The sequence below is a fragment of the Odoribacter sp. AF15-53 genome, assembly GCF_003479425.1.
GTDB lineage: Bacteria > Bacteroidota > Bacteroidia > Bacteroidales > Marinifilaceae > Butyricimonas.
In genome coordinates this window covers 277,600-284,424 of record NZ_QUHC01000006.1, presented here as the reverse complement: position 1 = coordinate 284,424, position 6,825 = coordinate 277,600, and the positions used below count along the sequence as shown (strand labels likewise).

Here is a 6,825-nt window from a genome sequence, read left to right as displayed (position 1 = left end):
AATATCGTAGAGTTCCATGTTTGCCGATGGGAAGCCGACTTATATGATCGGGATAAAAGAAGAAGGTTCGCGGGAGACGGGTAGCAAGATTGCGCCTCTGTATGGGGCTTACCAAAACGGGGCGATTAATTTGTTTGTCGTGGCCTCCCGGAGTGGGATTACGATTCCGGGTTATGACGATGTTCCGGTTTATTTTATGGATAACGTGGCGTTGAAATCAATATTGAGAACTTCTGCCGGGGTGGTGGCTTTTACCGCTGATCGTCGCATAGCGGGTAAATGGAATTTATTATACACGCCTTATCGTTTTGAGCAAGGATACGGAGAAGAATTAAGCGGGGAACGATGGAAGAGAGGGGCGTTTTTCGGGGTGTTGTTGGTTATGGTTGTGTTGTTGTTTTATGGACGCAAAAAGATGGAGGAATGAAAAAGAGGTTGGATTTCTGGGATATTATCTTACGTGTGATGTATACCTTTATCGGGATCGGGGTGTTGATCGGGATTTTTATCGCGGCACGTGTTTACGTGGTTGATCAGTTCGTGATCCCGACGGATTCGATGCGCCCGACCTTGATACCGGGGGATTACGTGATTGTCAACAAGCTGATCGCTGGGGCGCGGATTTATGATCGGCTTGATTTCAAGGATGGTGATCCGTTGGAATGCCACCGAACTAAGGGGTTTCGAAAAGTTGAACACAATGATATCGTGATTTTTAATTTCCCGATCAACCGGAGTAAGTATAAGATCGAGTTTAAAATTAATTACGTTTACGGTAAACGGTGTATCGGTTTGCCGGGGGATACGGTCGAGATTAGAAACGGGTATTTTAAGAATAATAATTATGACGGGATCTTTGGAGTCGAGGAGGAGCAACGCCGCCTGTCGGAAACGCCAGACTCGTTGATCGCTAATACGGTTATACACGCATTCCCGTTTGATTTCCGGCATTATGGTTGGACGATCAAGGAGTTCGGGCCGCTTTACGTGCCGCAGAAGGGGGGACTGGTGATGCTTGATACCATTAATTTTCAACTCTATCGCTTGGTAATCGAGTACGAGACGGGTGAAAAACTTAGGGTTAACGCTCAACGTCAGTTGACGTTGGGAGGGAATCCGATAGACAGTTATATATTTCAAGGTGATTATTACTTCTTTTGCGGGGATCAGGTGTTGAATTCGAATGATTCCCGCTACTGGGGTTTCGTTCCGGAGGAATTTATTGTCGGGGTGGTGACTCGCATCACGTATTCCCGTGATAAGGAAAGCGGTGATTTGCGTTGGGATAGGTTGCTAAAAGGGGTGAATAAATAAGATATTAATGGTAAGCATGAGAATCGTATGAAAGTAAAATTTATTATTGTAGTAGCGGTGCTTTTGACAATGGCGTGTGCGGGTTATTCTGTTCACGGGACGGAGACTGAGAATTTTATGCGATCGGGCGTGATGGCTTTGGCTGAACCGGAAAGAAATAATAGCGGTATCATCATTCGCGTGGATTTGAAAAAGATTCATAAAATAGACCTTCACGGGGAGTATATGAAACAGATTTGTTTGACGGATAATGGAAGTCCGGTATGGGTTGACGAGGTGAAGAAGGTGGTGTCCGCAAAGGATCAATATGTTGTTCAATGTAAAAATAAGGTTCTTCTGTTTGATGCCCGGAACGGTGTTCTGAAAACGTCTTTTTCTGGGCAGTGGGGGCCGGATGCCCAATTTGTAGGTCTTTTGGATACGTGGGTGGAAGACGATACCGTTTGCATGTACGATATGAGCAGGAAGTTAATATTCCGGAATGATCTTAATGGAAACGCGGTTGATGTGAAGTTTGTTGCTTGTGATAACTCGTTTCAGTATTTGGCCAAGGTGGGGGAGGGTCACTACGTGGGAAAGCGCGTGTATGGCGGTATGGAGGATTCGGAACTGAATTTGTATGATGAGAATTTTCAATTCGTGAAAGAAATTGGGGATTTGAAGATAAAATCGGGTATTTATATCTGTTGCCCTTTTTTCGTGTGTAGTCCCAATGAAATACTGTACTACAGATATTTTTCTAATGATATTTACGTCATTGATGATAAGCAAAATGTGGCGGTAAAATATTATGTCGATTTTGGTGAGGATAACATGCCTGTTAATCCGAATTGGCAAGATGAATATGACTGTATCGATTTCATTAATAGTAGTAAGGAGAATTATGCTACGTTAGTGTCAAATATTTACGAGTCTGATAAATATTTTTGTTTTAGGTTTGCGTTTGATGGGAAAAAATGTTTGGGTGTTTATGACAAATCAAGCGGAGAGGCAGCTTCATTCGTGTTTACACCTTCTTCTTCGGCTTCTCTTGTTGACGTGTATGTTTTTGACGATAAGGCTTTGTTGGTAACTCAAGAGATGGGTAAAACGTGTTTGACAACGATAAGCGTGGATGATTTGCTTCCGTGACAGGAAAGCGGTGAATCCCGCTAGGATAGGTTGCTGAGAAGGATGAATGAATAAAGAGAAATGGTATATGAGAAAGTATTTAATCGTATTCGTAATTCTGGGTTGTATTGCCGGTTGTAAGCAATCTGAAAAGAGTGATAACAAAATAATTATTCCCATTGATTTGGAAAAGATGCATGAAATTGATCTTCAAGGGGAATATGCAATGCGGATTTGTTTAACGGATAATGGAAATCCAGCGTTAGTAGATGAGGTGAAAAAGATATTGTTCGTAGAGGGACAATATATTATTCAAGGTAGAAATAAAATTCTAGCGTTTGACGCTCAAAGTGGAGTTTGTAAAATGTCTTTTTCAGGACAAGGGAGGGCAAGGGATGAGTTTATTAGTCTTTGGGATGCATGGATTGAAGGAAAAACTATTTGTATATATGATATGAATGGTAAGAAAATCCTTCGATATGATTTTAATGGAAATTTATCTGAAGTAATCTCTATTGCGGATAAGGCTAGTAATTATCCATTTCAAGTCTTGGCTAAAACGATTGGAGGCTATTATGTTGGTAAACGTGTGTATGGTAGTGTGAAGCATAATATAGAATTGAATTTGTATGATAAAGATTTTGAATTCGTGAAAGAGATTGGGGATTTGAAGATTGAATCCGGAATTTATCTCGGTTATCCTTTTTTCGTGTATAGTCCTACAGAAGTGCTGTATCATAGGTATCTCTATAATGATATCTATGCTATAGATGATAAGCAGAATGTGACGGTAAAATATTATGTCGATTTTGGAGAAAATAATGTGCCTCTTAATCCTAATTTTAAAGATGAATATGATCGTATCGATTTTGTGAATAATAGTAAAAAAGATTATGGCACATTGGTCTCGAATATTTACGAATCAGATAAATATTTTTGTTTTAGATTTTTGTGTGAACGAGGGAAATGTTTGGGCGTTTATGACAAATCAAGCGGAGAGGCTGCTTCATTCGTGTTTACACCTTTTTCTTCAGCTTCTATTATAGACGTGTATGTTTTTGACGATAAGGCTTTGTTGGTAACTCAGGATATGGATAAAACGTGTTTGACGACAATAAGCGTGGATGATTTGTTAAAGAATAACCGATGATGATGAGGGCCATTGTATTTTTGGGAGGATGTATACTCCTGCTAGGTCAGTTTCAGGTGACGGGAGGTCTTTATGGCGGGATCGACACCTCGAACTACTTTGCCCTGTTGCTGGGGACGATGGTGGCGACGGTGTGGTTGTTGAAAGTTCCTAGAACACTTTATTGGGGAGATACGGTGGTGTTCGTGTTGTTCGTTTACTTGTTGGTGCATGCGTGTGCGACTCACGCGATGCAGAGTAGAGAGTTTTATTTAAGTGTTTCTTATTTCACATTTTACGCGGTGTTTCGGGTGATAAAAGGGATGCGGTTGGCTAATCAGGTCTCGATTGCGGTGATGCTTTGCGGGGTTTATCAATCTTGTCTGGTGTTGGGGCAACTGTTGGGATACGAGGCTTCCAATCATCTGCGTTTTGTCGTGACCGGATCGTTTTTTAATTCCGGACCTTGCGGGATTTTTTTGGCCGGAGTATTCGTGCTTGCTGTTGCCATGATGAAGAAAGGGTACCGGAAGGTAGGTATTAACCTGATGTTTGTGCGTTACGTGGCGGCTTGCATGGCGTTTTGTGTGACGTTGGTGGCCATGGTGCCGACCATGAGCCGTGCCGGATGGATCGGGGCGTTGGTTGGCGTGATGTTGCTTTACCGCAAGGAGATCGCCGGGCGGATCAAGATAAGCCGTCGTTGGGTGATCGGGGGGGGAGTCATGGGATTGATGATCGTCTTGACACTGTTTTATTTGCTTAAAAAAGATTCGGCCAACGGGCGGCTTTTTATCTGGCAAAACACGATCACGGCTTATTCGAAAGCACCTTTGTTCGGGGTGGGGATTGACGGTTTCGAGAGGGCATACGCGGAGGCCCAACATGATTATTTTATGAAAGAAAACGCCTTGGAGCAAGACAATCGCTACACGGAGTTAGCGGGAGTGGTGGAGTCTGCGTTTAATGAGCCGCTCGCTTTATTTTTGTTGTTGGGGGCAACGGGAGGGATATTGGCGGCAATAGTACTGTTTTTAAAATTGCGGCGATTGACGGCTTACGGTTGTGTCGCGGTGTCATTGCTCGTGGCCTCGCTTTTTTCATACACGTTTTATATCCCGTCTATTGCTATATTGTTCCTTTTTGCCGTGGCACAGTTGCCGGACCGGAAGATCGGGACGGCACGTTACGCGAATGTTTTGATGTTCGGGATGATGGGGGTAGTGGCCTTGTTTTTCGACTTCCGGGAGTATGGTCACCGGGAAGCATACCGGGAGTGGAAAAATAACGCTGTTTATTACACGGGAGGGGATTATCAAAGCATTGTCGAGGAGTACGGGAAGCTTTATCCTGTCTTGAAGAACGATTTTAAATTTCTGTTTGAATACGGGCATTCACTTCATAAAGCGGGGCGGTACGAGGAGAGTAATGTCATACTGAAACAGGGAACCAGACATAGTGCGGATCCCATGTTTTGGAATATAACGGGTAATAATTACCTGGCGTTAAAGCAGTATGATCAAGGAGTGGCGGCTTACCTGCGGGCTTATTACACGTGTCCGAATCGTGTTTACCCGCTCTATTTGTTGACCAAACTGGAAGGCGAACGGGGAGACACGACGATGATGAATTATTATGGTCGTATTTTGCTGGAGAAACGTCCCAAGGTGTCTTCTCTTGCCGTGGACGAGATGAAATTTGAGATTAGGAAAATGCTGGATGTTGAACCGTAAAATGATAATACAATAACAAAATATATCGAATGAAAAAGAAACTAATATTATTATCCGTGGGATGGCTGGTTTGTAGTTCTGTCGTGGGGCAGAATCTGGTCATGGGGAAGATGAGCCTGGAGGAGGCGATTAAGCTTGCTCATACCCGTTCGCCACAAGCGCAGATGGTGCAACTTAGCTTCATGTCGCAGTATTGGAGTTTTCGTTCCTACAAGGCGCAGTTGTTGCCCTCGCTTAATTTAAGCGGAGACTTGGGTAATTATAACCGTTCGTTGGTGGATGTGCGTGACCCGGAAACAGGGCGCATTAGTTACGTGGCGAATAATACCTTAAGTAATGATCTGTCGATTTATATCAATCAGAAAATTGCACTCACGGGGGGAAACGTGTCTCTCAACACGTCGCTTGCCCGGTTGGATCAGTTTTCTTACGATACGAAAACTTATAATTCTAACCCGGTTACAATTAATTACACTCAACCGTTGCGTTCATTCAACACGCTGAAATGGCAGAAGAAAACGGAACCCTTGCAGTATGAAAAGGCTAAGAAACAGTATTTGGAATCGCTGGAGGATATAACACTGCAAACGACCTCTTATTTTTTCTCGGTCTTGTCAGCCCAGACGAGTTACCGGAAAAGTGAGGATAATCTGAAAGATACCCGTAGTATGTACAAGATCGCTCAACAACGCTATGATATCGGTACGGTTACCAAAAGCGAGTTGTTGCAGTTGGAATTGTCGTTGATGAACGCGGAGTTAACGGTAAGCAATAGTAAAGTTGATTTGGAGGTGGCCCTTTTTAATTTCAAATCATTCCTGGGGGTATCGGAAGGTACTTTTTTCGAGTTATTACCACCGATGATCGCCCCGGAAGTGTCTATGACGTATGATTTCGTGTTGAATAAAGCGTTGCAAAATTCGACACATAGTATTGCGCTTAAAATTAAAGAGATAAATTCAATGAAGAGTGTGGCGCAGGCGAAAGCCGATCGGGGTATCCAGGTGGAACTGAGGGCTAACCTGGGATTCTCGCAAACCGGGGATGATTTGCAAGGGGTTTATAGTCGTTTGAAAGATCGTGAGGTGGTCGGGTTGTCTATAACCATGCCTATTTACGACTGGGGGATGAGTCGCGGACGTGTGAAGATGGCGGAGGCGGAGGCTCGTCTGGCCCGAACGGAATTGGAACAGGAGGAGACGAAGTTTCAACAGGATATCCGGATCAAGGTGATGCAATTTAATAATCAGGCCACGCAGTGTAATATATCTGCCAAGGCGTTACAGATTGCCGAGGAACGTTATGACATCACTAAAAAACGTTTTCAGAACGGGGGAATCACGGTAACGGATTTGAACACGGCTCAAAAGGAACTGGATAGTGCCAGCGAACAGTATATTAATCAACTACGTACGTTCTGGAATGCTTATTTCGAGCTGCGGAAGTTGTCCCTGTACGATTTTATAGCTAAAAAGGACATCAGTGCCGAATTTGATAAAATTGTGGAAAAATAGTTACTCGTGAAAAATACTAATGATG

At 43.3% G+C, this 6,825-nt stretch carries 6 protein-coding genes; all 6 read left to right on the top strand.

Annotation, left to right across the window (positions count from 1 at the left end):
* Positions 1–16 precede the first annotated feature (16 nt).
* The 6 genes from DWW52_RS14230 (at position 17) to DWW52_RS14205 (ending at position 6,800) form a co-directional block, all read left to right on the top strand.
* Complete coding sequence (locus tag DWW52_RS14230) at positions 17–427, top strand: hypothetical protein (RefSeq protein WP_118716167.1); 411 nt, start codon at positions 17–19, stop codon at positions 425–427.
* Positions 424–1,314, top strand: a complete 891-nt coding sequence (gene lepB / locus DWW52_RS14225) for a signal peptidase I (protein ID WP_158582606.1) — start codon at positions 424–426, stop codon at positions 1,312–1,314. Before DWW52_RS14230 ends, lepB begins: the two co-directional genes overlap by 4 nt.
* 27 nt (positions 1,315–1,341) lie before the next feature.
* Positions 1,342–2,445, top strand: a complete 1,104-nt coding sequence (locus DWW52_RS14220) for a 6-bladed beta-propeller (protein ID WP_118716165.1) — start codon at positions 1,342–1,344, stop codon at positions 2,443–2,445.
* A 67-nt stretch (positions 2,446–2,512) separates the two neighbouring features.
* Positions 2,513–3,574: a 6-bladed beta-propeller gene (locus tag DWW52_RS14215; protein ID WP_158582605.1), complete on the top strand. Its 1,062-nt coding sequence runs from the start codon at positions 2,513–2,515 to the stop codon at positions 3,572–3,574.
* Positions 3,571–5,286: an O-antigen ligase family protein gene (locus DWW52_RS14210; protein ID WP_118716163.1), complete on the top strand. Its 1,716-nt coding sequence runs from the start codon at positions 3,571–3,573 to the stop codon at positions 5,284–5,286. Before DWW52_RS14215 ends, DWW52_RS14210 begins: the two co-directional genes overlap by 4 nt.
* 29 nt (positions 5,287–5,315) lie before the next feature.
* The gene (locus DWW52_RS14205; protein WP_118716162.1) at positions 5,316–6,800 is read left to right on the top strand and encodes a TolC family protein; all 1,485 of its coding nucleotides are present in this window, start codon (positions 5,316–5,318) and stop codon (positions 6,798–6,800) included.
* Positions 6,801–6,825 lie beyond the last annotated feature (25 nt).

Excerpts from the sequence above, each read along its gene's own strand:
- DWW52_RS14230 (WP_118716167.1), top strand. The coding sequence starts at position 17 with ATGTTTGCCGATGGGAAGCCGACTTATATGATCGGGATAAAAGAAGAA.
- lepB (WP_158582606.1), top strand. The coding sequence starts at position 424 with ATGAAAAAGAGGTTGGATTTCTGGGATATTATCTTACGTGTGATGTAT.
- DWW52_RS14220 (WP_118716165.1), top strand. The coding sequence starts at position 1,342 with ATGAAAGTAAAATTTATTATTGTAGTAGCGGTGCTTTTGACAATGGCG.
- DWW52_RS14215 (WP_158582605.1), top strand. The coding sequence starts at position 2,513 with ATGAGAAAGTATTTAATCGTATTCGTAATTCTGGGTTGTATTGCCGGT.
- DWW52_RS14210 (WP_118716163.1), top strand. The coding sequence starts at position 3,571 with ATGATGATGAGGGCCATTGTATTTTTGGGAGGATGTATACTCCTGCTA.
- DWW52_RS14205 (WP_118716162.1), top strand. The coding sequence starts at position 5,316 with ATGAAAAAGAAACTAATATTATTATCCGTGGGATGGCTGGTTTGTAGT.